The sequence below is a fragment of the Paludibacterium paludis genome, from assembly GCF_018802605.1.
GTDB lineage: Bacteria > Pseudomonadota > Gammaproteobacteria > Burkholderiales > Chromobacteriaceae > Paludibacterium > Paludibacterium paludis.
Window position 1 is genome coordinate 651,900 of sequence record NZ_CP069161.1, and the last position, 25,159, is coordinate 677,058.

13 protein-coding genes are annotated in these 25,159 nt (G+C 63.1%); all 13 read left to right on the top strand.

The genetic code is table 11. The features are described from left to right. The first annotated feature begins 6 nt into the window (after positions 1-6). The 13 genes from JNO50_RS03025 to JNO50_RS03085 all read left to right on the top strand — a co-directional run bounded on the left by JNO50_RS03025 (position 7) and on the right by JNO50_RS03085 (position 25,134). On the top strand, positions 7-807 hold the full coding sequence (locus tag JNO50_RS03025) for a phosphocholine cytidylyltransferase family protein (RefSeq protein WP_189533445.1): 801 nt from the start codon (positions 7-9) through the stop codon (positions 805-807). 1 nt (position 808) lies between these two features. Beyond that, positions 809-1,501 (top strand): YidC/Oxa1 family membrane protein insertase, encoded by a 693-nt coding sequence (locus JNO50_RS03030; RefSeq protein WP_189533443.1) that lies wholly within the window; start codon positions 809-811, stop codon positions 1,499-1,501. Beyond that, positions 1,492-3,336, top strand: coding sequence for an alkaline phosphatase family protein (locus JNO50_RS03035; RefSeq protein WP_189533441.1), 1,845 nt, complete (start codon positions 1,492-1,494; stop codon positions 3,334-3,336). The genes JNO50_RS03030 and JNO50_RS03035 overlap by 10 nt, the downstream gene beginning before the upstream one ends. A gap of 46 nt (positions 3,337-3,382) precedes the next feature. After that, complete coding sequence (locus JNO50_RS03040; RefSeq protein ID WP_189533439.1) at positions 3,383-4,681, top strand: CDP-glycerol glycerophosphotransferase family protein; 1,299 nt, start codon at positions 3,383-3,385, stop codon at positions 4,679-4,681. A gap of 27 nt (positions 4,682-4,708) precedes the next feature. Then, complete coding sequence (locus JNO50_RS03045) at positions 4,709-5,329, top strand: LysE family translocator (protein ID WP_189533438.1); 621 nt, start codon at positions 4,709-4,711, stop codon at positions 5,327-5,329. A gap of 25 nt (positions 5,330-5,354) precedes the next feature. Then, positions 5,355-6,548 (top strand): MFS transporter, encoded by a 1,194-nt coding sequence (locus JNO50_RS03050; protein WP_189533436.1) that lies wholly within the window; start codon positions 5,355-5,357, stop codon positions 6,546-6,548. Between the two features lie 861 nt (positions 6,549-7,409). Next, positions 7,410-14,141: a type I polyketide synthase gene (locus JNO50_RS03055; protein WP_189533434.1), complete on the top strand. Its 6,732-nt coding sequence runs from the start codon at positions 7,410-7,412 to the stop codon at positions 14,139-14,141. A 147-nt stretch (positions 14,142-14,288) separates the two neighbouring features. Next, entirely contained in the window at positions 14,289-18,527 is a 4,239-nt protein-coding gene (locus JNO50_RS03060; RefSeq protein ID WP_189533432.1) for a hotdog fold thioesterase, read from the top strand. 2 nt (positions 18,528-18,529) lie between these two features. Then, entirely contained in the window at positions 18,530-21,559 is a 3,030-nt protein-coding gene (locus JNO50_RS03065) for a PfaD family polyunsaturated fatty acid/polyketide biosynthesis protein (RefSeq protein ID WP_215796471.1), read from the top strand. Then, positions 21,556-22,323, top strand: a complete 768-nt coding sequence (locus JNO50_RS03070; protein ID WP_189533430.1) for an SDR family NAD(P)-dependent oxidoreductase — start codon at positions 21,556-21,558, stop codon at positions 22,321-22,323. Before JNO50_RS03065 ends, JNO50_RS03070 begins: the two co-directional genes overlap by 4 nt. Before the next feature lie 84 nt (positions 22,324-22,407). Further along, positions 22,408-23,667 carry an SDR family oxidoreductase gene (locus JNO50_RS03075; protein WP_189533428.1) on the top strand — a complete coding sequence of 420 codons (1,260 nt, stop codon included), beginning with the start codon at positions 22,408-22,410 and terminating at the stop codon, positions 23,665-23,667. A 13-nt stretch (positions 23,668-23,680) separates the two neighbouring features. After that, positions 23,681-24,352, top strand: coding sequence for a hypothetical protein (locus JNO50_RS03080; RefSeq protein WP_189533426.1), 672 nt, complete (start codon positions 23,681-23,683; stop codon positions 24,350-24,352). Continuing rightward, complete coding sequence (locus JNO50_RS03085; protein WP_189533424.1) at positions 24,349-25,134, top strand: amidohydrolase; 786 nt, start codon at positions 24,349-24,351, stop codon at positions 25,132-25,134. The genes JNO50_RS03080 and JNO50_RS03085 overlap by 4 nt, the downstream gene beginning before the upstream one ends. Positions 25,135-25,159 lie beyond the last annotated feature (25 nt).

The window sequence follows — 25,159 nt, forward strand, 5'->3', positions numbered from 1 at the left end:
CCGACCATGAGCACGACTTTTCCGATGACCTCCGCAGAACCCCGTACCGGCGCCCTGATACTGGCGGCCGGCCTTGGCAGCCGGTTAGGATCGAACACCGTTCACTCGCCAAAATGCCTGGTGCCAGTGGCCGGAGCGGCGATCTTGCAGCGCATGCTCGATAATCTGATTGCCCGGGGCGTGAACCGAGTGACGATTGCCGTCGGTTATCTGGCCAACGAAATCCGCCGCTTCATCCGTACCCGCTATCCGTATCTTTCTGTCCACTATGTCGAGAACCCGGAGTTCATGGACAGCGGCTCGGTGTACTCCCTGCACCTTGCCCTCCAGGGATTTTCCCCGACGGATGACTTGGTGCTGATCGAAGGCGATGTGGTCCTGGAACCGGCGCTGATGACGCGCCTGCTTGACGCGGGCAGATCGGCGGTTCAGGCGGCGACCTTGCTGGCGCCCTATGAGCCTTGTCTGTCCGGTACGTTCGCCCAGATCGACGATGGCCGTGTAACGGCCTGGCTGCACGAATCCGTGCGACGTTCGGACTTTCCCGTCCAGGACGCCTTCAAAACGGTCAATGTCACCTACGTCAGGCAAGGCGAGCCGTTGCGTCAATTGAAGGAGGCGGTGGAGCGCGTGATTGCCATCAACGGCAAGAAAGCCCCGCTGGAGTTCGCGATGCAGGAACTGGTGGCCGCCGGCATGAGGATCGAGGCGGTGGAAACGGCGCAATTGCCCTGGTTCGAAGTCGATACTCCCGAGGATCTGGCGATCGCCAACGCCATGTTCGCCCCGCAGACAGCGGGAGTGTGAGATGTGGCACATCCTTGACCTGATCCTGATCGAACCGATCCGCATTGCGCTGCTGTTCGTTCTTGAGGCCGCCCATCGCATGACGGGCAGCTACGGTCTGGCCCTGGTGATTCTGAGCATTGTGTTCAATCTCGTGCTATTGCCGGCCTATCATGCCGCCGAGCGTGTCCAGGCCCGGGAGCGGGAAATTCAGCGCAGGATGGCCCCGAAAATCGAGGAATTCGACTTTGCCTTCAAGGGGCAGGAGCGCTACTGGATGCTGCGCACCCTGTATCGGCAGCATGGCTACCACCCGGTATACGCGCTGCGCTCGCTGCTTCCCCTGGCGATCCAGATTCCCTTTTTCATCGCCACGTTCGGCTTGCTGTCGCACTATGCGCCCCTGACAGGGTCGGGCTTCCTGATGTTAGCGGATCTGGGGATGCCCGACCGGCTGCTGGGCGGCGTGAATGTCCTGCCGATTCTCATGACGGGGTTGAATATCGCCGCCGCCTACCTGTACACCCGTGGCCAGCCGGTGCGCGAATGGGTTCAGAGCCTCGTCATCGCCATGATTTTTCTGTACTTCCTGTACGACTCGGCGGCTGGGCTGGTGCTGTACTGGACGATCAACAATCTGATTTCCGTGTTCAAGAGCCTCGCTTATTCGAGCGCGAGGCCTTCATTTCATTCCGAGGTTGAAAAGTGTTCCTGATTCAGCGCTTGTATCACCTTCATGACGTGCTGGAGGCGCATCGCGGGCGCCTTTACATGCTGTTGGCCGCGACCCTGTTCCTTTTTCTTTTCGTTGCGCTGCCCGCCAATCTGACGGGTCTGGAAGACAATGTGGACGGGATGAAGGGCTATCCCTGGTTCTATCTTGCCTTTGTCGGGGCGGCGGCGCTGGTCTACGGTGTGCTGTCTTATCTGGTGTACCGGGTGTTGCCTGGCGTGGGCCGATCCCTGGCTGTGCTGCTCGGTCTGGCTTTTCTGCTGGCGGCGCTGGTGTTCGCCTTTCTGTACCAGACCGACGCGGGGGTGCTCGACAACTTCGTGTTCTCCCGGCCGGCCGCCATGGCGCCGGGGTTGGCGAGCCTCGCCGCCGACACGGGGATTCTGGCCGCTTCGCTGATCGTGGCATTCGCGCTGCTGGTGGCGTCTCCCGGCGCCGTCAGCAATTTGGCCGCTATCCTGGTGATCGGCAGTCTGCTGCTGAGCGGTTTCAGCCTGGCGTCGGTGAGCGAGCGCGCCAACCGCAAGTCGGAAACGGCCGGAGCCCGGGATACCAAGCTTTTTCATTACAGCAAGACGGGCAAAAACGTGTTGCTGGTGTTTCTTGACGGTTCCATGACCGGTTACATGCCCGACATCGTGGCGGCGGAGCCCGGCTTGCCCAAGCGCTTTGCCGGCTTTACCTGGTACTCGAACGTTGTCTCGACGGGTAACCGCACCATCAATGGTTTGCCGGCTGTTTTCGGGGGATTCGACTATACGGTGTCGGCGGTCAATGCCCGGCCAGGAACCCTCAAGGACAAGGTCAGCAATGCCTACAGGATCTACGTCGAGAATTTCAGCCAGCATGGTTACCAGGTCCTGTATTCCGATCCCTTCTGGTTCGGTTTGCAGCGCAAGGGCGATTGCGAGTTGTTCAACGACCAATACGAAAAAACCGGACAGGCGACCTGCATCCACAGCATCGGCAAGTATCTGGGCGATTTGAAAGAGCGTGCTCCGGGCGAGCCGTCGAGCTTTCTTGGCCTGGCCGGACAGTATCTCGCTGTGGCGTTGTACAAAATCGCGCCCAGCTCCTTGAGGCAGACGATTTATGGTGACGGCCGCTGGCTGGGATTGTCCTATTCCTGGAAAAAGAAACGGGACAAATACCTTGGCAACTACTTCAGTCTCGTTACGCTGGGTGAGCATTCCGATGCGGCCGCACCGCGCAATTCCTTCATTTTTCTCACCAACGAGATGACGCGAGCGACCCAGCATCTCGGACCCGAGTGTCTGCCCGACCGGGCGCTGACGCCAGAGCATCCGGCGATCCGGCCGGTGGTGGAGAAATACGGCGCCGAGGATACGGCGGCCATTTACCAGACGACGCGTTGTGCCGTGTCATCGCTCGGCCGTTACATGGACTGGATGCGCGCGAACGGCGTTTACGACAATACCATGATCGTCATCGTCTCCGATCACGGTTGGGCATCGAACAACCCGCTGCTCAAGAACGTCAAGGATCAGCAACGCTACTCCATGTTCCAGAGCTTCCTCATGGTCAAGCCTTTCCAGGCGGGTGGCGAGGCGATGAAGGAATCAAAAACCTTCATTTCCAATGCCAATGTGCCAGGAATGATTTGCGAGGTGCTGGGTGGATGCCGGGATCGCGCAACAGGCAAGATCATTCGCGATGAGCCGCTCAAGGGCAGCGTGCGGTTGCACGAAACGCCGTGGCAGCCGACGGGGCAAACCCGCGACGCCTACGTCATCGATGCCCTGTATGAAGTCAGCGGCGACGTGACCCGCAACGACAGCTGGAAGCGTCTCCGATAATTCATGGCCAGGGGGCGTCCCCCGGGCCTGTCATCTGGAATGAACCATGACCGCCGCCGTACCGTTCGACATCGCGCCAGAGGCGTTTCCGCTGATGCTGCTCTACCTGGATCCGGGGACCGGCAGCCTGCTGTTTTCCATTGTGATGGGGTTTGCGACAGCTTCGTTTTTTGTTGCCAAAGGCCTGTTCTACAAGCTGCGCGCCAGGCTTGGCATGGGCTCGGGAGCCGCCGGGGAGGATACGCCGGCCGGTCTGGCGATCTACAGCGAGGGCCGGCAGTACGCGGCGCTGTTCCGGCCGATTCTCGCCGGGCTTGAACGACGCGGGATCCCCTGCCTGTACCTGAGCAGTGACAAGGACGATCCGCTGCTCGACGGCGGATTTTCGAATGTCAGCGCGCGATGCATCGGCCGTGGCCATGCCGCCTGGGGATATCTGAACACATTGCGCGCGGATGTGTGCCTGATGACGACGCCCGGTCTGGATGTCATGCAAATCAGGCGTTCGCGGCACGTGCGCCATTACAGCCATGTGATCCATTCCCCGACAGACAAGGCGTTCAACCGGCCTTATTCCTTCGACTATTTCGATTCGGTATTCATTTGCGGACCCCACCAGCGACAGACGCTCGAGTATCTGGAGGCATTGCGCCGCACCCCGCGCAAAAGCCTGTTTTTGGCGGGGTGTGTCTATTACGACGAAATGTTGCCGGCGATCGGACGGCTCGCGCCACGATCCGATGGCGCGCCGGGCACGCGCGTGCTTGTCGCGCCGACCTGGGGAAAAAACGGACTCCTGTCCCGGTATGGCGCGCGGCTCGTCAGGCCGCTGCTGGAGGCCGGTTATCAGGTCGTGCTGCGTCCCCATCCGCAAAGCGCGCTGTCCGAGCCGGATCTGCTCAAGGCGCTGAAACGGGAGCTCGGGGATTCTCCCTTGCTGGAATGGGATGAACACCCCGATCCACTGGCGGCCATGGCGGGCGCCGATCTGCTGATATCGGATATCTCCGGCATCGTATTTGATTTCGCTTTTCTGACCGAGAAGCCGGTGTTGACCGTTGCGTTCACCCCGGAAAAGCGCGGCTTCGAGGCCAACGATCTGCCTTACGAACCTTGGGAACTGCGTGTGCTGGACGAGATCGGCGGCAAGATCGGAGAAGAGGATCTGGAGTGCCTGTCCGCTCTTGTCGAACGCGCGCTGTCGGATTCCGGCCGGAGAGCCTCGATCCGGGCGCTACGGGACGAGTACGTGGCGCATTTTGGTTCGAGCGCGGAGCATGTCGTGGACGGTCTGGCACGCCTGCTGACCAATGCTCCGCCCGAATCCGGTGTTCGGCCGGCCTGACGGTTTTTCCCGGCGAAGGAGCGACTAATGAATCACTACCCGCTGTTTTTGGCGATGGCAACCGTCACCGTGCTGAGCCCGGGGCCGGGGGTGCTGTTTACCCTGACCAATTCACTGCGCTACGGTATGCGCGGCGCGCTGGGGGGCATTGCCGGCATCGCGCTTGGCGCGCTGGTGGTCGCCGCGATTTCCGCGACCAGCATTGGCGTTGTGCTGTCCACCTCGCTGCTGGCGTTCACCATCATGAAATTCGTGGGCGCCGCGTACCTGGTGTATCTTGGCGTACGGATGTGGCTTCGGCCCGCGGTGCATCTGGAAGCGCTCGCCGTGGAGCGGGATCATCGCGGTGGTTTCTTCCGGCGCTGTGCCGAAGGATTGTCATTGCAACTGACCAACCCGAAGGCGATTTTCTTTTTCATTTCGATCTTTCCCCAGTTCATCGATGCCTCGTCACCCTATGTGCCGCAGTTTTCCCTGCTGGTGCTGACCTATAGCGGTCTGGTGATGCTGATCCATTATCTCTACGCCTGCACGGCGGAGCGCATGAAACGCTGGCTTCATTCTCCCCGCGGAGGCCGCGCGTTAAGCCGGCTGGGCGGAGCAACGTTCGTTGTATTCGGAGCGATGCTCGCTTCGGCTGGGCGCTGAAGGATTACGGTCGCAGAGAAATTCAATGGCTTTGGATCACACCGAAGGGCGCGCGCCTTCTGGACGCCGCGCATTACTGGGCGCATGCTGGGCCCATGCGATTCATGACGGTCTGACGGATCTGATTTATGTGCTCTTGCCTGTCTGGCAGACTCAATTCGCCATCAGTTACGCATTTGTCGGGGTCATGCGCGCCCTGTATTCGGGAACGATGGCCGGCTTGCAGCTGTCCGCGAGCCGACTGTCGCGACGCTTCGGACGCAAGCCTTTGCTGGTAGGCGGAATGGCGCTTGCCGGTCTGGCCTATGTGATCGCCGGATTATCGGGCGGGTTGGCCGGACTGTGCGTTGCCCTGATTCTTGGTGGAATGGGCGCGAGCACACAGCATCCCCTGGCATCCGCTCTGGTGGCCAATACTCATGAAGGAGCGGACGCGAAACGCGCGCTGGCGACGTACAATTTCGCCGGCGATATCGGCAAGATGGTCTTTCCTGCCGGGGTGGGGCTGGCGCTCGCCTGGCTGAGCTGGGGCCAGAGCGCCCTGCTTGTGGGCGCGCTGGCGCTGTTCGCCTCCCTCGCCCTGGCGCGCTGGCTGCCCGCGGAGGCTTCCGGGCCGGATGGCGTTGGCCGCCAGGCCGCGCCTTCGGCCGCGCCCGGGCGGTTTTCTCCGGGTTTTTGGGCTCTGCTGGCGGCCGGTTTCATCGACAGCGCGACGCGCATGGGCTTTTTGACGCTGTTGCCTTTTTTGTGTCGCGAGAATGGCGCAAAAACCGCGACGATCGGCCTTGCCATGGCGCTGGTCTTTCTGGGCGGAGGATTCGGCAAACTGGTTTGCGGTCATCTGGGAATTCGCTGGGGAACGGTAAAGACCGTTTGGTTCACCGAAACTTTCACGGCAGTCGGCATTCTTTGCGTGCTGTCGCTTCCTCTCGCGCCAGGGCTGGCGGTTTTGCCGCTGGTCGGCCTCATGCTTAACGGGACCTCCTCGGTGCTGTATGGTTCCGTGCCCGATCTGATCGACGCGCCGGGACGCGAGAAGGCGTTCGCGTTGTTTTACAGCGGCACGATAGGCGGCGGAGCCCTGTCTCCACTGCTGTTCGGCTGGCTGAGCGACCATGCCGGTTTGCATCTGGCCCTGGCCGCCGTGTCGGCGACCGTACTGCTGACCTTGCCGCTGATTTGGGCTTCGCGGCGCTACGGCGGTTTTTCCGCTGCGTAAATCCATTTTTTCACGATATCGCGGTCCGGCGGAGCCATTTCGCCGGTCAGGCTTCTTTTTGCATTCATCCCCCGGCGTTTTCCCGACTGAATGTTGCGCTGCGCTCTATTCGTACAGCGACAGTCACTGCCTTTATTTCGGCTGTGCGAAGGGTATGTAGTGGGAGGTTCTTTCTGCGAAGACTCGATTGCCACTGACGGTTCAAGCCGTATCCCACTGTGGCGCGCATGGCACAATTCTTTTCTCCACTACGGCTCCCCGACCTAAGGGTCAGGTATCGAGAACGGCTTCCGGCGCGGCTTTGACGTATATCAAGACAGTCAGGTCAATCGGGTATCTGTCACTTTGTACAGTATGAAAATTCACGGTACGTTTAATAATCAATCCCTGAGTTTTTTGCACTGTAACAGCGTGTGTTTATTTGTTATTTATTTCAAATATTGTGTGTGAAATAAATACATTTTTGCGAGTGAAGTAGGGCGATCGCAATGAGCCGTGCTGTGGTGATGGCGCGACTCCGGTTTCACTCCCTTCTCCGTGCCTGTTTTGCATTGCACAAAATAATCATTTGACATTAATTTTCTGTCCGTGTCATGATTTTTGTAAAAATTAGTGCAAATACTCTTCCAGGCTCAAAGGCGGCTGTCATGGCCGCCCGCTGCACAATCTGAATGCGGACGACAAAGCAAAATTAGCCGCCGCATACCAGGTTCGCGTCATGACGTTGTTTTGAATTGTTCTACTTGTATCGTTTTTTACACTTTTGTTTAAAACGGGGCTGGACACGGTAAGGATCGCTTTCTTCGGCGAGGCCGGGAAGTGGTTCGGGCAGAACAGACAGTCGCATGAATGGAGGTGCCTATGAGCAAGGCGCAGCAGCGCGAGGCGGAGAAGCGGACATCGGATATCGCGATCGTGGGAATGGCGAGCCATTTTCCCGACGCGCCCACGCTGTACGATTTCTGGACCAACGTCGTCAACAAGAAAGATTCGATCGTCGATATCGATACCGTTAACGGCGACGAATACTGGCGGAAAAACGATTTTTATGACCCGGACACCTCGGCCCGGGACAAAACCTACGGTTTCAAGGCGGGGTTCGTGCCGCCCATCGGATTCGACCCTGTCGAATTCAAGCTGCCGCCCCTGATGCTCGAATCGATCAGCACGGCGCAGCTGTTCGCCCTCTACGTGGCCAAGCAGGCAATGCGCGACGCCCGCCTGATCGGCGACGATCCCTTGCCGCATGACCGCGACCGGGTCGGCGTGATTCTTGGCGGCGCCGGCAACGGCAACACGTCGTTCTCCCTGGCTTCGCGCCAGCAGGCGCCTTACCTGAAAAAAGTCATGATCCGCGCAGGCTTGTCCGAAGAGGTCGCCGATGAGGTGATCGACCGGGTCAATCACCTGTACCTGGAGTGGAACGAGGATGCCTTTCCCGGCTTTCTGGGCAACGTTGCCTGCGGACGCATCGCCAGTTATTTCGATCTTGGCGGTACCTCTTACATGGTCGATGCGGCCTGCGCGAGCAGCCTTGCGGCCATCAAGGCTGCCATCGGCGAATTGACCGACGGCAGTTGCGACATCGTGCTCACCGGCGGCGTGAACCTGGAAAACTCGGTGTTCTCCTTCCTGTGCTTCAGCAAGACACCCGCGCTCTCCAAAAGCAACCTGTCACGCCCGTTCGACAAAGCATCCGACGGAATGATGCTGGGCGACGGCGTCGGATTCCTGGTGCTCAAGCGTCTGGAGGACGCCGAGCGCGACGGCGACCGTGTCTATGCGGTCATCAAGTCCTTGCAGGCGGCCAGCGACGGACGCGCCAAGAGCGTGTTCGCTCCGCGGCTGGAGGGGCAGGTCAAGGCCATGAAACGGGCCTACGAGCGGGCCGGCGTGACGCCGGTCGACATCCAGTTGGTGGAGGCGCACGGCACCGGAACCCAGTCCGGCGACGATACCGAAATCCGCAGCCTGCGCACCGTTTACGAGGCCCATGGCGTGCCCGAGGGTTCGGTGGCGGTGGGCAGCATCAAGTCCCAGATCGGCCACACCCGCTGCGCGGCGGGTGCCGCATCCATGATGAAAGTGGCGCTTGGCCTGTACCACAAGGTTTTGCCGCCAACCCTCAATATCCGGCAACCCAGCGAAGAACTGGTTTACGCCGGCAGCCCCTTTTACGTCAATGTGGACAGCAGGCCGTGGCTGCGCAAAGTGACCGGCCAGCCTCGCCGGGCCGCCGTGAGCGCGTTTGGTTTTGGCGGCACCAACTATCACGCCATTCTCGAAGAGCATCAACCGGAGCCGCAGGGCGATTTTCGTCTTAACCGCCGGCCGGAAGTCGTGGTGTTCCACGCGCCGAGCCCCGATGCGCTTCTGGACGCCTGCGAAACCAAACTTTTCGCTTTCGGTGCCGAGGACGGACCCGCGGCGTTCCGGCGCTACCAGAGCGACACCGCCTCGGCGGTCATCCCCGCGACCGATGCGCGCCTCGCCTTTGTGGCCGGCTCGGCGGACGATGCCGTGCGCCTGCTCGGGGAGGCGGCGCGCCAATTGCACGCGCGGAGGGACAGCGACTGGGAGCATCCGCAGGGGATCTACTACAAGGTTCGGGCCGCGGAGACCGACGGACGGATCGTGGCGTTGTTCCCGGGGCAAGGATCGCAATACGTCAACATGGGTCGCGACCTCGCCAACGATTATCCGGTGATGCGCCAGGCGTTCGAAGCGCTGGACGCCGTGGCGCATGAAACCGGAGCGCCGTTGATTTCGGACGCCGTGTTTCCCGCGCCGGCGTTCACCGACGAGGCGTCGCAGGCTCAAATGCAGGCGCTGACGCAAACGCGTGTCGCGCAGCCGGCGATCGGCGCGGTTAGCGCCGGTTATTTCCGGCTGCTCGGACAGATGGGGCTCAAGCCGGACTTCATGGCGGGACACAGCTACGGTGAAGTGACCGCGCTGTGGGCGGCCGGTGTGATGAGCGATCGCGATTACTGCGCGGTGTCCCTGGCGCGCGGAGCCGCGGCGGACTCCCCGGCCGCCGGCGCCGGCGAGGATCCGGGCGCCATGCTGGCCGTATCGTTGAACGAGACGGACGCTGGCGACCTGCTGTCCCGTTTCAAGGATGTGATCATCGCCAACTACAACTCGCCCGAGCAGCTGGTGTTGGGCGGCGCGACCGCATCTATCCGCGAGGTGCGGGAACATCTCGAATCCCGCAAGGTGCGTTGCCAGATCCTGCCGGTCGCGGCCGCCTTCCACACGCCGTCGGTGCGCCACGCCTGCGCGCCGTTCAAGGCCGCCCTGGCCGGGATAGCGTTTCATTCGCCGGCGAGTGCGGTGTATTCCACCGCGACGGGGGAGCGGCACAGCCAGAACCCGGATGCCATCAAGGATGCGCTGGTTTCTCAACTGATCAGCCCGGTGTATTTCAAGCAGACCATCGAGCGCATCCATGACGATGGGGGGCGGATTTTTATCGAAATCGGTCCCAAGGGCACCCTTGGCAAGCTCGTGGCGAACATCCTGCAGGGCAAACCCCATTCCGTGATTTCGCTCAACCCGGGCGCCAATGGCGAAGAGGCGTTGCAGTTCAAACGGGCCGTCGCCAAGTTGCTGGTCGAGGGTGTGCACCTGACACCCCGCGATCCGCGCGCCGCCCCCCTGCCTGCCGTTGAGCAGGGCAAAAAAGCGATGACCTATACGATGAGCGGCGGCTTCTTCCTTTCCGACAGAGCGCGCCAGAGGCGCGAGCATGCTTTCCGGGAGGATTTTCGGGTGGTCGAGGCCTTCATCGAGAGCCGGAGCGCCACCACTCAGCCGACGGCCGATCCGGCCTCAGTGACGGTGCCGCCGCAACAGGCTGATGAAATGGCAGTGCAAGTGCAAGACAGCGAGAACAACGTCGGCATGGGTTGGGACTCCCCGGTTCATGCTCCACATGGAGATGAAATGATGCAACGAGGCAACCAGGAAAACGAAGTGCTGAGCCTGCTCGATAGCCAGATTCATGCCCAGAATGTGCTAAGCCAGGTGCACCAGCAGTTCCAGCTCAACCAGAAGGATTACATCCAGCTGCTCGACTCCCTGATCACCAAGCAGTTCACGCTGCTGGACAAGTTCGGCAACAGCAACCAGTTGCCCCAGGTCGTCGACAGCCTGAACCGCAGCCTGCAGTTGCTGGACAAGAACCAGGAGCTGTACCACGTCAATCACGAGCACTATTTCGACAACCAGCAGGCCATGATGGGCCGGGACAACCTGGGCGCGGGGTCGGTCGCGAACCGCCTCGCGCAGCGTGCGCCGGTGCAGATCGCCCATGCGCAGCCGGCGCCGGCGGTATCCCTGCCCAATCTCAATCTTGCGGCGCCGCAGCCGGCTCCCGCTTCCACGCCTTCGTTCGCGGCGGTTCAGCCGCCCAAGCCGTCCTTGCCGTCGATCGAGGCCGCCGCGCCGGCGGCTCCCGTGATCGCCGCTCCCGCCGCCGAATCCGGACCCGTGCTCAGTGCCGAGGATCTCGCGCTGGTGAAGCGTTTCGAAGCCGTGACCGAAGCCTCTCTGGTCAAACAACTGATCGATATCGTCAGCGATCGAACCGGCTATCCGGCCGACATGATCACCGAGGAGATGGATCTCGAGGCCGATCTGGGGATCGACTCCATCAAGCGCCTGGAGATCTTCGGTGCGATGTTCGATGCGTTGTCCGCCGATGTGCCGTATTTCCATGATTCTGAAAAGCACAAGGACATGGAAACGTTCGATATCGACGCATTCAGCAATATCCGCAAGATGGCGGCGTTCTTTATGAGCACCATCGCCGAATTGCTTGCCGCCCTCAAAGGGGGCGTCGAACACGACGCGGCACCGGCCCTGGCCGACGCCGCGATCGAAGCCGCCACTCCGGTTCCGCCGGCTCCCACTGCGAGCACCGCCGCGCCGATTCACGAAACACCGGATACCGAGGCGCCGCCAATACGTAATCTGGGGTTTGTCGCGACCACCCGTGCCCTTGGACACGATGACGTTCGCACGGAGGAACGCGAAGCAAAAAAATCCCAGGCTGAATCGCGGGAAGACGCATCTGCCCCGGTTCGGCGCTTGATCGCAAGTGATGCATACACTCCGTCCGCCGAAATTCACCGCTATCGCGCGATTGTTCAGGTTCTGCCCGCGCCGGATCAGCGCGAGATCGCGCTGCCGCAAGGCCGGATCTGGTTATTGACCGACGATGGAAAAGGCTTGAGCGACGAATTGGCGAAACGGCTCGGGCAGCGCGGGCAGTCCGCCGTCCGGCTGGTTTTGGGCTGGACACAGGGCAAGGGCAAGCGCAAACCGGTCGACGGCGTCGCCGATTACGTGCTGGAGAGGGCCGACGAGGCCGCCATCGCGGCGGTACTGGAAAACATCGCCAAGAAGGAGGGCGAAATCGGCGGCTTCCTGCACCTTGGCGCGCCCCATGGCCAGGTCAAGGGACACGAGGGAGTGTTCGCGGCCGCCGACTACGACACGGCCGAAGCGCTGTTCCTGTTGGCCAAAGCCTTGCAACCGACACTCGCCGGCGGTTATTTCTTCACGGTCAGCCAGATCGACGGCGCGCTGGGCACGGCGCAACGCTCACCCTTCCCGGTGGTGGCTTCGGGCATGACGGGGCTCGCCAAGTCGCTGAACATCGAGTGGGAGGACGTATTCTGCCGCAGCCTGGACATCGATCCGAAAGCATCCAGAACGGCCGCCGCCGAGATGATTCTCGAAGAGCTGGGCGATCCGCAAACGGATCTGGCGGAAGTGGGGCGCGGCGCGCAGGGCGAACGCATCGGACTGGATATCGCGCTGGCGCCTGTGGAAGGCCGGAGCGCTCTTGAGGATATCGATGCCTCATCGGTGTTCCTGGCCACGGGGGGCGCGCGCGGCATCACCGCCCAGTGCCTGATCGAACTGGCCAAGCGCTACCCGGCGCGCTTCGCCCTCTTGGGACGCACGCCGATCGATGGACCGCTGCCCGACTGGGCCTCCCAGCCCGACGATCCGGCCGCGCTCAAAGCCGGCGCCATCAAGGCGCTGCAGGCCGCGGGCGAGCAGCCCACGCCGGTCAAGGTCGACCGCATGCTCAAGGAAGTGTTGCACATCAGTGAGGTGCGGCAAACCTTGCGCCGGATCGAGGAGGCCGGCGGGCAGGCGATCTACCTGAACGTCGACATCACCGATGCGGCCGATGTGAAACGTGCCGTCGCCGAGACCGAAAAGCGTCTGGGCAAGATCACCGGACTTATCCACGGTGCGGGAAATCTCGCGGACAAACGCATCGAGAAGAAAACCCCGGCGGACTTCCGTTCGGTATTCCACACCAAGGTGAAAGGCCTGGAAAACCTGCTGGCGGCGGTTCGGCCCGGCGCCGTGAAACATCTGGTGCTGTTCTCGTCGGTTTCCGGTTTCTTCGGCAATGCCGGACAGACCGATTACGCGATGGCCAACGATACCCTCAACAAGTTCGCCTACCTGTTTGCGGCCCAGCATCCGGGCAGTTTCGTGCGCAGCATCAACTGGGGACCGTGGGATACCGGCATGGTCAACGATGTGCTCAAGAAAGCCTATGCCGAACGCAATCTGGCGATCATTCCCAGCCGCACCGGGGTCGAGGCGTTTGTCCGGGAATTCACGACCGGAAGCGATACCCAGATCCTCATCGGCGGCGGGCGCTACAAGGTAGGCCGCAAAGTGAAGGCGCTGCCGGCGCTCACCCGCATCGTGCGCGAACTTCTGCCGGAACGTAATCCGTTCCTGCAGGATCATGTGGTTCACGGCCATGCGGTGCTGCCGGCGACGCTGGCGGCCGGGTGGATGGTGCGACTGGGCGAGGATCTGTTGCCGGGTTATCACCTCGAGTGCGTGTCGGATCTGCGGGTGCTCAAAGGCATCGTGTTCGACGAGCATGAGGCCAGCACCTTCTTCGCCGATCTGACACCGGTGTCCGCGCCGGACAAGAGCGGGGACCGCCATGTGCTCGATGTGACGATTTTCAGCGAGGCGCACGGCGAACGGGTCAACCGCTATCACGGACGCGTGACGATGAGCCGTGAAAAGAGGGAAAGACCGGTGCTCGACAACGTGGATCTTGTGCCGGACGCCGGCGCCGCGCAGATATACGGCGACATGGCGCGTGGCGCGCTGCTGTTTCACGGCCCGGCCTTTCGGGGAATCGACACGCTGATCCGCGCCGGTGAGGAAACGCTGGTCGCGGGCGCCGTTCTCGCTCCCGTCACGCCAGCGGCGCAGGGGCAGTTCCCGGTGGGCAGCTTCAATCCCTACCTGGCCGATGTGTTTGTCCAGCCGCCGCTGGCCTGGTTGATGCTCAAGAGCGACAAGGCCGGATTGCCATCGAAGATCGACAGGATCGAGCTGTTCGCGCCGCTGGGGTTCGCCGAGCGGTTTTATCTGTCGATGCAGGTGGTGGCGCACCATTCCACGATGCTGGTGGCCGATATTGCCGTCCATGACGAAGACGGTCGGTTGTTTGCCCGGCTGACCGGTCTTGAGTTCACCGCCTCCACGAAAATCCGGCAAAAACTATGCGATCCGGAGTCGGCGGTCATGCACTGAGCACGGGCATGGCCCCGCGTTGATTCGCCGGTATCCGGTGGTGCTTGCGCCATGCGGCCGGAGGGAGCTTCTCCCTCCGTGCCGCACGGCATGGCCCCGTCTTGCCTGGCGATCCCGGAATGTTCGACATCAAGGTTGGGATGAAGAATGGACGATATCGCAATCATCGGATTGAGCTGCCTGTTCCCCGGCGCCGAAACTCCGGATGAATACTGGCGCAATCTCATGGCGCGCAAGGATGCCACGACCCCTCTGTCGCAGGAGGAGCTGGGAGTGGATCCGGCGCTCTATTACGATCCTGTGCCCGGCACGCCGGACAAGATCTGCTACAACCGGAACGGCCATGTCAGGGGGTTCCGCTTCGACGCCTCCGGATACCGGCTGCCCGAGGCCGAACTGGACAGGCTCGATCCACTTTTTCTGTGGACGATCTACGTGGCCGACCAGGCACTGGCCGATGCCGGTTATGGCCGGGGCGCCGGACATCAGCGCACCGGTCTGGTGATCGGCAATATCGGCATGCCGACCCACTCGGCCAAGAAACTGATGTCCGGTTTTTATCACCGGATGCTCGAACCGTATCTGCAGACCTTGCTGGGAGAGCCCCGCTTTCGCTTCCTGGCGTCCGGCGAGGCGGACGGCCTGTCGGATCTGAACCTGATGACCGGCAGCCACAACGCCACGATCGCCGCCCAGGCGCTCGGATTGGGCGGGCCGTGCTTCGCGCTTGACGCCGCCTGCTCGTCGGCGCTCTACGCCATTCAGGTGGCCAGCGATTATCTGCAAAGCGGCAAGGCCGACCTGATGCTGGCCGGCGCGGTCTGCCATGCCGACCACATCTATATCGACCATGGCTTCAATGTGCTGCAGGCCTTTCCCGAAAACGGCCAGTCGGTGCCGTTCGACCGGCATTCCGAGGGGCTGAAGGCGGGGGAGGGCGCCAGCGTCATCGCGCTCAAGCGCCTGTCCGATGCGGTGCGGGACAAGGACACCATCTATGGTGTGATCGAATCGATCGGTTTGTCCAACGATGGCGGCACCAAGCATATTCTGGTTCCCGACCTCAAGGGCCAATTGCTGTCCCTGGAGCGGGCCTATGATGGTGTCGATAAGGGTATCGATTATCTGGAATGCCACGCCACCGGAACACCGGTCGGCGATCAGGTGGAACTGGGTTCGGTCGAGGCCTTTTTCGGCGAGGCGCCGTCGTTGCCCAGAGTGGGAGCGAACAAGGGCAATATCGGGCACATGCTGACGGCCTCGGGCATGGCCAGTATCCTCAAGGTACTGCTGTCCATGCGTCATGGCGTTATCCCGCCGACGTTGTATGTCGAGGAGATGGTCAGCACGCCTCATGGCAAACTTGGCATCGATCATGTGGTGCGCGAGACCACGCCATGGCCGCAGCGCGGCGCGGTCAAACGGGCGGGTATCAATGCCTTCGGTTTTGGCGGTGTCAACGGCCACATGGTGCTGCGCGAATCGGGCCGGCCCGAGCGGGCCGCGCCCGCATTCACTCCGCCCGCGGCGCTGGCGATTGTGGGAATCGGAGTGCTGCTGGCCGGAACCGGATCGGCCGAGGCGTTCGACGCGACGATCCGGCAGGGCGGCGACCACCTCGGCGCGGTGCCGCCGACGCGCTGGCAAGGGCTGGAGGCACGTCAGGACCTGCTGAGCGAACGGGGATTCGGCACGGCGCCGGCCGGTGCCTACATCGAATACCTGGATTTCGACTGCAAGCATTACCGGTTGCCGCCCAAGGTCATCGGCAACCATCTGCTGTCGCATATTTTCTTGATGCCCGTCGCGGAACGGGCCTTCCTTGACGCCGGGTACGCGGTCGACGGCCACAAACGCAATATCGCCGTGATCGTGGCCGGCGATGTCGATTACAGTTGCTGCCGTTACCAGGCGCGCAATGAAGTGTCCTGGCAACTGCGCGCCAGTTTGCAACACGGCGGCATCACGCTGTCCGACGAGGATCTTGCCGCGCTCGAGGTTCTCGCCAAGGACAGCCTGTTTCCCGAGCCGTATCCGGAGGGCATCACCGGCGGCATCGGCAATGTGGTGGCCAGCCGCATCGCGGCGCACCTGAAGCTGGACGGCCCGGCGTTTTCCCTGAGTTCGCATGAAAATGCGGCGTTCAAGGCGATCGAACTGGCGCGCTTCATGCTGACGCGCCGCAAGGTCGAGGCGGTGATCGTCGCCAGCGGCAGTTTCGCCGGCGGACTGGAAAACGTCCTGTGGGCGCCCCGGCATGCCGACACACCGGTCGGCGAGGGCTGCGGCGTTCTGGTGCTCAAGCGCGAAGACGAGGCCCGGCGCGATCGCGACCGCCTGTATGCCGTGATGCGCGGTCTCGATATCGGTCACGCTTGCGGCGACAGTACGACGTACGCCCCGGTCGCCGACGCCGTCGCGCGCTCGGCTGCCGCGGCGCTCGCCGAAGCGGGGGCCGTGCCCGCCGACATCGGCTATGTGGAATTGGCCGGCGGAAGGCTCGCCGGCGACAACTTCGTCGAACTGGAGGGGCTGGCGCGGGTCTACGGCGGCGACACGCCGCGGCCCGTGGCGGGCTCCGTCAGTGCCAACTATGGCCACATGGCGTCGGCGCAGGGCGTGTTCAGCGTCATCAAGACCGCCTTGTGCCTGTATCACCGTTATCTGCCGGTGAGAGGTCCGCTCGCCGCCTACCCGGATATCCCGGCGGACGGACCGTTCGATTTTGCCGCGGCGAGCCGGGACTGGATGGCGCCGGCTGCCGGCCCGCGGCGCGCGGCGGTCAACAGCCTCGGCATCGACAGGGCCTACGCGCATCTGGTGCTTGACGAGCCCGGCGAGGCTTGCCGCGCCATGGCGCGGCCCATCGCGGCACATGACGCTCCCCGCGACAAGGCGCTGGTGACCCGGGTCTATACCGGCCGCGAACGATCGATGGCCGATGCGATACTGCGTGGCAAAGGCAGCGAGCGCTTCGGCCGCCTGCGCCGTCCGGCGCCGGCGCTCCTGACGCCCATCGGCGCCACCGGCTCCGATCCGTATGCGCGCCAGCTGCTGCGCGGCGCCGCGACCCAGTTGCGCTACCTGCAGGCCGAGCAGCAATTTTACCGGCGGCTGCGCGCGCTGATCGGCGACATCCCCGCGGCCGAACTGCCGCAACCGGCGCGCGTTTCTCCGCCGCCGCTCTTTGACGAGGCACAGCTTGTCGAACTGACCGACGGGTCGGTCGCCCGTGTGCTGGGGCCGGATTATGCGGAGGCCGATACCTACCCGATCCGCACCCGCATGCCGTCGCCGCCCTATATGTTCGTGTCGCGCATCACGGCGATGACCGCGGAACAGGGCAAGCTCGAGCCCTGCGTCGTCGAATGGGAATACGACCTGCACGAGGACGCCTGGTACGTTTGCGACGGACGCGTGCCGGCCTTTGTCTCGCTCGAATCCTCACACGCCATGATCGTCGCCTTCACCTATATCGGTTGCGATCAGCTGTTCCGCGGGCAATTGCGCTATCGCGCGGTGGACAGCCAGACCACGGTGTACGGCGAGATGCCGCGCGCCGGCGAGGTGCTGCGCGGCCGGGTCGAGATCAAGTCTTTCCTCAAGGTCGGCAAGAACATTCTTATCGCCTACGACTATTACTGCCATGTCGGCGACCGGCTTGCGTTCAAGCTGACCGCCAATTCCGGGTTTTTCCAGCCCAGGGACATCGAGAAATCGAAGGGCGTGAATCCGGCGCCCTATCTGCAGAAAACCGGCAGGGAAACGCCTTTCACCCCACCCCTGCGCTGCGCGAAGTCGTCGTTCGGCAACGCGGAGATCGACGCCCTGCTGCGCGGGGATTTCGCGGCCTGCTTCGGCGAGGCCTACCGCACCGCGCTCGGTTCGCGCCTGTGCGCCCCCGCGGCGAAGATGCTGCACCGCGTGGTATCGGTGTCGGCGACCGGTGGCGCGTTCGGCCTTGGCGAAGCGATCGGCGAATGCGATATCGATCCGTCGCACTGGGCGTTCAAGGCGCACTTCAAGAACGATCCGGTGATGCCCGGCACCTTGCTGGTGGAGGGGTGCGAACAACTGGTCAAGTTCTATCTGGGTTATCTGGGGCTGTATTCGCAACCGGACCTGACCGCTCATGCGCTCAGCCCGCACCACTACAGCGCCAAGTTCCGCGGCGAGGTCAAGTGCGAGGCGGAGACGCTGCGCTACCGCCTGACCTGCAAGTCCGCCGAAGCCGACGGAGAGGGAATCGCCATGGTGTTCGTGGCGGAGATCCTCTACCGGGGCAACGTCATCGGCATTTGCGACAACCTGGGGGCGGGCTTTGTCCGCCATGTCCAACCCGCGCGCCTGGCATCGGGCGCGGCATCCGCGGCGATCGAGGTGTGAACGTGAACAATGATTTTCTTTGTGAGGCGCCGCCCGCCCTGGCGCCGTCTTCGTCCCGGACGGGGCGGTCGGGCGTGGCGGACGCCACCGCCGAGGCGCTCCGTACGCGGCTATTGTCCCTCGGCCGCCCGGCCGGCTTGCGCGTCGCGGAAAACGGCGTGCGGCTTGACGAGTCGGCTCAGGATGGCGCCGTACCGGCCTTGTTGCCCGAAGCGTTCGGCGACCCGTCCTTCCTCCGGGATTACGGGGTGCGCTTCGCCTACTACGCCGGCGCGATGGCGGGAGGCATCAATTCCGAGGAAATGGTCATCGCGCTCGGCGCGCAGGGCATCCTCAGCTCGTTCGGCGCCGGCGGACTGGGCGTCGAGCGGGTCCGCTCCGCCGTCGCACGCATCAAGGCGGCGCTGCCGGACGGTCCGTACGCCATCAACCTCCTGCACAACCCCGGCCAGCCCGACTGGGAAATGGCCTGCGTGAAGCTGTTCGTCGACGAGGGCGTGCGGGTGGTCGAGGCATCGGCTTACGTCAAGCTGACCCCGGCCATCGTGTATTACCGCGTGGCGGGTCTGGAGGCGGACGGGCGGGGCGGGGTGGTGCGGCGCAACAAAGTGATCGCCAAGGTATCGCGGCGCGAAGTCGCCACGCATTTTCTGATGCCGCCCCCGCAAAAGATCCTCGCGTCGCTGCTCGCCCAGGGGCTGATCAGCCCGGCCCAGGCGGAACTCGCCGCCCGTGTGCCGATGGCCGACGACATCACCGTGGAAGGCGATTCGGGCGGACACACCGACAACGGCGTGCTCGCGTGCATTTTCCCGTCGATCGCCGACCTGCGCGACGAAATCGCCGCGGAGCAGCGCTACGGCTTTGGCATCCGCATCGGCGCGGCCGGCGGGCTCGGATCGCCGCAGTCCGTGCTGGCGGCCTTCGCGCTGGGCGCGGCCTATGTCGTCACCGGCTCGATCAACCAGGCCTGCCGCGAGGCGGGCACCTCGGAGGCGGTCAAGACGCGACTTGGACAAGCCACCATCCAGGATGTCGCGATGGCGCCTTCGGCCGACATGTTCGAACTGGGCGCCAAAGTGCAGGTGCTCAAGGCCGGCAGCATGTACGCGGTGCGCGCCCAGAAGCTTTACACCCTGTACAAGCAGTACGAACGCCTCGAGGACATCCCCGAGGCGGAAATCCGCAACCTGGAGAACGCGCTGTTCAAGCGGCCGATCGACACCGTATGGGCCGAGACCGAGGCGTTTTTCACGTCGCGGGGCAACCTCGCGCCGCTGGAGGCGGCCCGCTCCAATCCCCGCAAGAAAATGGCGCTGCTGTTTCAGTGGTATCTCGGGCAGTCGTCGCGCTGGGCGATCGCCGGCGACACCGAACGGGCGGTCGATTTTCAGGTGTGGTGCGGGCCGGCGATGGGCGCGGCCAACGAGTGGTTGCGCGGCAGCGCGCTGGAGGCGGTGTCGGAACGCCGCGCCGGCGTTATCGCCGTCGAATTGATGCGCGGCGCGGCCTACCTCGCGCGTGTCCAGTTTCTGCGTCATCTGGGCGTCGCGGTGCCGGAGAGTTGGTTGCGCTACCGGCCCGGCACGGCGCGTATCGACAACACCGAAGGAGCCGGCGGGACGTTCAGCGCCGCGGCATCGAACCCACGTCATAAAGAGGAGTTCAAGAGTATGGAAGCCGAAACCAAACTGCCGTTGAACAAATCGAAGGATTTCTACAAGCAGTGCTGGGAGCTGTTGCCCGGCGGCACGCACTACAACTTCGGTGATCCGGAGCGCCCGCTGGTCATCCCGTTCAACCGCGGACGCAATTCGCGGGTCTGGGATCTGGACGGTAACGAGCACCTGGACCTGTTCTGCAAATTCGGCGCCCTGTTCGTCGGTCACCACAACGAGGCCTACAACGAAGCGCTGATCCAGTACATGCAGAAGGTCACCTCGGTGGATACCTGCGACCTGGAAGTGGATGTGTGCACGCAGATGATCCGCCACATTCCGAGCGCCGAAATGGTCCGTTTCTGCCTGAGCGGCACCGAGGCCGTGCAGAACGCGCTGCGCCTGGCGCGCGGCTTCACCGGCAAGAACCGCTTCATCCGTTTCCACGGCCATTACCATGGCAACGCCGACAACATCATGGGATGGCGCAAGAAGCAGGATCTGACCTTCCCGGTTCCCGAGTCCTTCAAGGGCGACCTGCTGGATACCCTGGGGCGCGCCGAGGGCGTGCTTGAAGAGCAGTCCTTCCTGCTGCCGTGGAACGATATCCAGATTCTGGAGGCCACCATCGAACGCTACCACGGAGATATCGCCGCGGTGCTGATGGAACCGATCTGCATCAATGGCGGCGGGATTTTCCCGCGCGAGGGCTATCTCGAACGCGCCAAGGAGATCTGCGAAAAGCACAACATTGTGCTGATCTTCGACGAGATCATCACCGGCATCCGGCTCGGCCTGTCCGGCGCGCAAGGCATCCTCGGCGTCACGCCGCACCTGACCACCCTGGGCAAGGCGCTGGGCGGCGGGTCGATGCCGATTTCGGCCATCGTCGGCCGCCGCGACATCATGGATCTTTATACCCGCGGCAAGGTCATCCATGCCGGCACGTTCAACGGCTACCCGCTCGGTCTTGCCGCCATCAAGGCGACCTTCGACCTGATCGAGAAGGATCCGGGCTGCTACGAGCGCATGGCCGGTTTCACCGCGCAGATTTCCGACGCGTTCATCCGCGCGGCGCACGCCAACGGCCTGCCTCTGGTCGTGCAGGGCATGCCCACCGCGCTGGTCTATCACTCCCAGGACGCCATGGTCGACCGCTCGGAAGGCTACAGCGACAAGGTCAAATTCTGCGACATCATCATCCGCGAGATTTCCAAGCGCTACGGTATCCAGTTCTCGCCGCTATCGCGCATCTACTCGAACCTGCTGATGAGCCAGGATGACGTCCGCTTCTTCGAAGAGCGCATTTTCGATGCCATGGCCAACGCCAGGAAGGTGATCGACATCACGTTCAAGGAAGGGGAACTCGCTTGAGCCGGCAAATCGCCGTGGTCACCGGAGCCGCCGGCGGTTTTGGGGCGGCCATCTCCTCCGCGCTTCTGGAGGTGGGCTACGCCGTGGCGGCCACCGACGCGGACGCCGGGGCTCTGGAACGGCTCGGCGGCCACCTGGGTTATCCCGAGCACCTCAAGACCTTCGTCATGGACGTGACCGACGCGGCCGCGGTCGAGCAGGCGGCCGAACTGATCGCCGAGCGCATGGGGCCGGGCATCACAGTACTGGTCAACAACGCGGGCATCATCGGCCGCTCGTATTGCCTGGCGCAAAAGAGCATCGAGCTCTCGGCCAGGGTGATCGACGTGAACCTCACCGGCGCGTTCAATTGCACGGCGGTGTTTTCCCGGCGCATGGCGGCGCTCAAATACGGCCGGATCATCAATATCGCTTCCGTGGCGGGCATCTGGGGCGCGGCCGGCGGCGCGGCCTACGCCGCGTCCAAGGCCGGTCTGATCAGCGCGTCGGAGTCCTGGGCGCGCGAGCTCGGACCGCTGAACATTTCGGTGACGGCCATCGCACCGGGCATCTGCAAGACCCAGATGCTCGGCCAGTTCATCGATCAGGAGACGGCGCAGTCCGCCGATGAGGCCCGCATCATCAAGTCCATCGTGCCGGTCGGACGCTGGGGCACGCCGGAGGATGTGGCCGAGGTGGTGACATTCCTCGCCACCTGCAAGACCAATTATCTCAATGCCACCGTGATACCGATGGATGGCGGCATGCGGGTGGGATCGTTGTGAGGGGCGCGGAGCGGCGGGCGAGGGAAAGGGCGGCGAGTCGTTTTCCCGCTTGGCGGGAGTCATTTTGTAGCGGAGGCAGGAACCATGGATTACCGGAATAGAACTCTGGTCGGAAATATCGTGCTGACCGGCGCCACGGGCGTGCTGGGAGGCCGTCTGCTGCAGGAAGTGCTCGAAACCACCGATGCGATGGTGTATTGCGTGGTGAGGGCCGAGTCGCCCGACGCGGCCCTCGAGCGCATCAAGGAGGTGCTGTTCGCCTATGATGAGGCGCGTACCCTGGACAGCCAGTGCTGGCGGATCATTCCGGTGCTGGGCGACGTCAGCCGGGAGCGCCTGGGGCTGGACGAGGCCAGCTACCTCGAGCTTGCGGGTTCGGTCGACCTCGTGCTGCATTCGGCCGCCAATGTGAGCCTGGTCGCCTCGTACGCCAAGATCGCGCCGGTCAATGTCGGCGGCGTGGCGACGATGATCGAGTTCTGCCTGGCCGGTTCCGTGCCGCTCATGATGGTCTCCAGCTTCAGCGTGACCGGCAGTAAGCTCTACGAGCCCGGCTTCGTGCTCGGGGAGCACGATCTCGATGTCGGCCAATGCTTCGAGGAGATGGACTACGAGCGTTCCAAGTTCGAGGCGGAGCAGCTTGTGCACGCCGCGAGCGAACGCGGGCTCGACTGGGTGATTGTCCGGCCCGGCAATATCTGGGGCGACAGCCGCACCGGTTGCTATCCGCTCAGGCAGACCCGCGTCAAGGGGCTGTATTACGAGATGCTCAAGTCGCTGGTGGAAACCGGCCTGACGTTTTCTTCCGACGAGGACTTCGACATCTCTCCGGTCGATTATGTGGCCCGGGCGGCGCTCTATGCGGTGATGAACCTGCATGTCACCAACCGGCGCACCTTCAACCTGACACATCCTCATCCGATCAACTACGACGATATCGTCGCGGCCTTGCGGCACTACGGCTACACGATCGGCCTGGTCGACAGCACCACGTACTTCGAGGCCTTGCAAAGCGGCCGGCTTTGCCGCGACGGCAAGCCGTACCGCTCGACCTTTACCGACCTGTTGTCGATTTTCTATGACGGTAGCGATATCAAGGAGCATGCCAGATACGACACGAGCGGGATCGACGCGCTGTTGGCCGACACCGACATCCGTTGCCATCCGTGCGATGCGGCGCTGATCGGCCGTTATCTGGATTATGCCGTCCGAACCGGCTTCATCGTTGCGCCGGCGCAGCAGGGGCCGCTGGCCACCCTCAGCGAATCGGCGGTCAGGGGCGGCGGTCTGATGGAGCAGCTGTACGACGCCGACCTGAGCGATATGCCGGCGCAGCCGGCCTGACGGAGCGCGATCCATGAGCGAGACCGTCCTGATGACCGACGCCGAAATCCGGCCCGCGACACGGCTGCGCTACCGGATCGTCAGCAATGGCGAGACGGTTGGCGAGCTGACGGCGGAGCGTGGCTGGGAGAGTTGCGATGGCGGCCGGATGCTGAGCCTGTCCAACGCGATGCATATCCAGAGCAGCGGGCTGTGGTCCGACTACACCCTCGATTCGCGCGAGGCCATTCTGATCGATGAAGGCGGTGTGCGCCGCTACCTGGGCGAGGAGGTGGAGGACGGCGTGGCAAGCTCGGCGACCGGTTCCCGCGAACGTGGTGTTCTGACCCTGTCCATCGTGGAAAACACCCCGCGCACGCAAGTGTTCAGCGTCGACGACTATGACGCGACCAGCGAGGACGCTCCGGCGTTTTTTCTGGCCAGCGGCAGCGCCGACAGTGTCCTGCGCGTGCTGGACCTGGACCGTTTCGAGGTGGAGGCGGTGCGTTACCGGCTTCATCCGGCCGAATCCTTTCTGTTCGAAGGGCGGGCCTTGCCGGTCCGCGTTGTCGAATTCGCGTCGCGCCACGCAAGCGGCATGCAATGGTGGGCGGAGGATGCGACAGGCGACATCCTGGTCAGGCAGATCAGCCGCGAACAGGGCGACCAAAACGAAGTGCTGTTGATCCATTGGGAGCGAACATGAACCAAGCGCGTGATTTGACCCTGACCCTCGTGCAGACCGATATCGCCTGGGAGGCGCCGCAACGCAATCTGGACCGTCTGGACGCCACGCTGTCGACCCTTGGCGACACGGATCTGATCGTGCTGCCGGAGATGTTTTCCACGGGGTTCACCATGAATCCCGTGGCCGTCGCGGAAACCATGGACGGACGCACCGTGAACTGGCTGCGCGATACCGCGCGGGCGCGCCGGGCCGACATCATGGGCAGCGTGGTCATCGGCGAGGAGGGGCGGTATTTCAACCGGCTGGTGTGGGCCGGTCAGGACGGCTCCCTCGCCTGCTACGACAAGCGGCACCTGTTCACCTTCGCCGGCGAGCACCGGCACTACTGCGCGGGCACCGAGCCGCGGATCGTGCCGTTCAATGGCTGGTCGGTGGCGACCTTCATTTGCTACGACCTGCGTTTTCCCGAATGGTCGCGCAATCTGGACGGCAAATACGATCTGGCCGTCTACATCGCCAGCTGGCCGGAGCGCCGTTCGCGTCACTGGCAGGCCCTGCTGACCGCGCGCGCCATCGAGAACCAGTGCTATGTGGTGGGAGTGAACCGTATCGGCACCGACGGCAACGGTCTGAGCTACAGCGGCGATTCGATGCTCATCGATCCACTGGGCGAGGTGCTGTTCCATGAAAAGCACGCCGAATGCCTGCATACCGCCGTGCTGTCGCACGCGAAGCTGAACGATGTGCGCGAGACCTTTCCGTTCCTCAAGGATGCGGACCGCTTCGAACTGAGCAAGTGACCCCCGAGGGTGGCGCGCGTCCGCC

Excerpts from the sequence above, each read along its gene's own strand:
- JNO50_RS03025 (WP_189533445.1), top strand. The coding sequence starts at position 7 with ATGAGCACGACTTTTCCGATGACCTCCGCAGAACCCCGTACCGGCGCC.
- JNO50_RS03030 (WP_189533443.1), top strand. The coding sequence starts at position 809 with ATGTGGCACATCCTTGACCTGATCCTGATCGAACCGATCCGCATTGCG.
- JNO50_RS03040 (WP_189533439.1), top strand. The coding sequence starts at position 3,383 with ATGACCGCCGCCGTACCGTTCGACATCGCGCCAGAGGCGTTTCCGCTG.
- JNO50_RS03045 (WP_189533438.1), top strand. The coding sequence starts at position 4,709 with ATGAATCACTACCCGCTGTTTTTGGCGATGGCAACCGTCACCGTGCTG.
- JNO50_RS03050 (WP_189533436.1), top strand. The coding sequence starts at position 5,355 with ATGGCTTTGGATCACACCGAAGGGCGCGCGCCTTCTGGACGCCGCGCA.
- JNO50_RS03055 (WP_189533434.1), top strand. The coding sequence starts at position 7,410 with ATGAGCAAGGCGCAGCAGCGCGAGGCGGAGAAGCGGACATCGGATATC.
- JNO50_RS03060 (WP_189533432.1), top strand. The coding sequence starts at position 14,289 with ATGGACGATATCGCAATCATCGGATTGAGCTGCCTGTTCCCCGGCGCC.
- JNO50_RS03075 (WP_189533428.1), top strand. The coding sequence starts at position 22,408 with ATGGATTACCGGAATAGAACTCTGGTCGGAAATATCGTGCTGACCGGC.
- JNO50_RS03080 (WP_189533426.1), top strand. The coding sequence starts at position 23,681 with ATGAGCGAGACCGTCCTGATGACCGACGCCGAAATCCGGCCCGCGACA.
- JNO50_RS03085 (WP_189533424.1), top strand. The coding sequence starts at position 24,349 with ATGAACCAAGCGCGTGATTTGACCCTGACCCTCGTGCAGACCGATATC.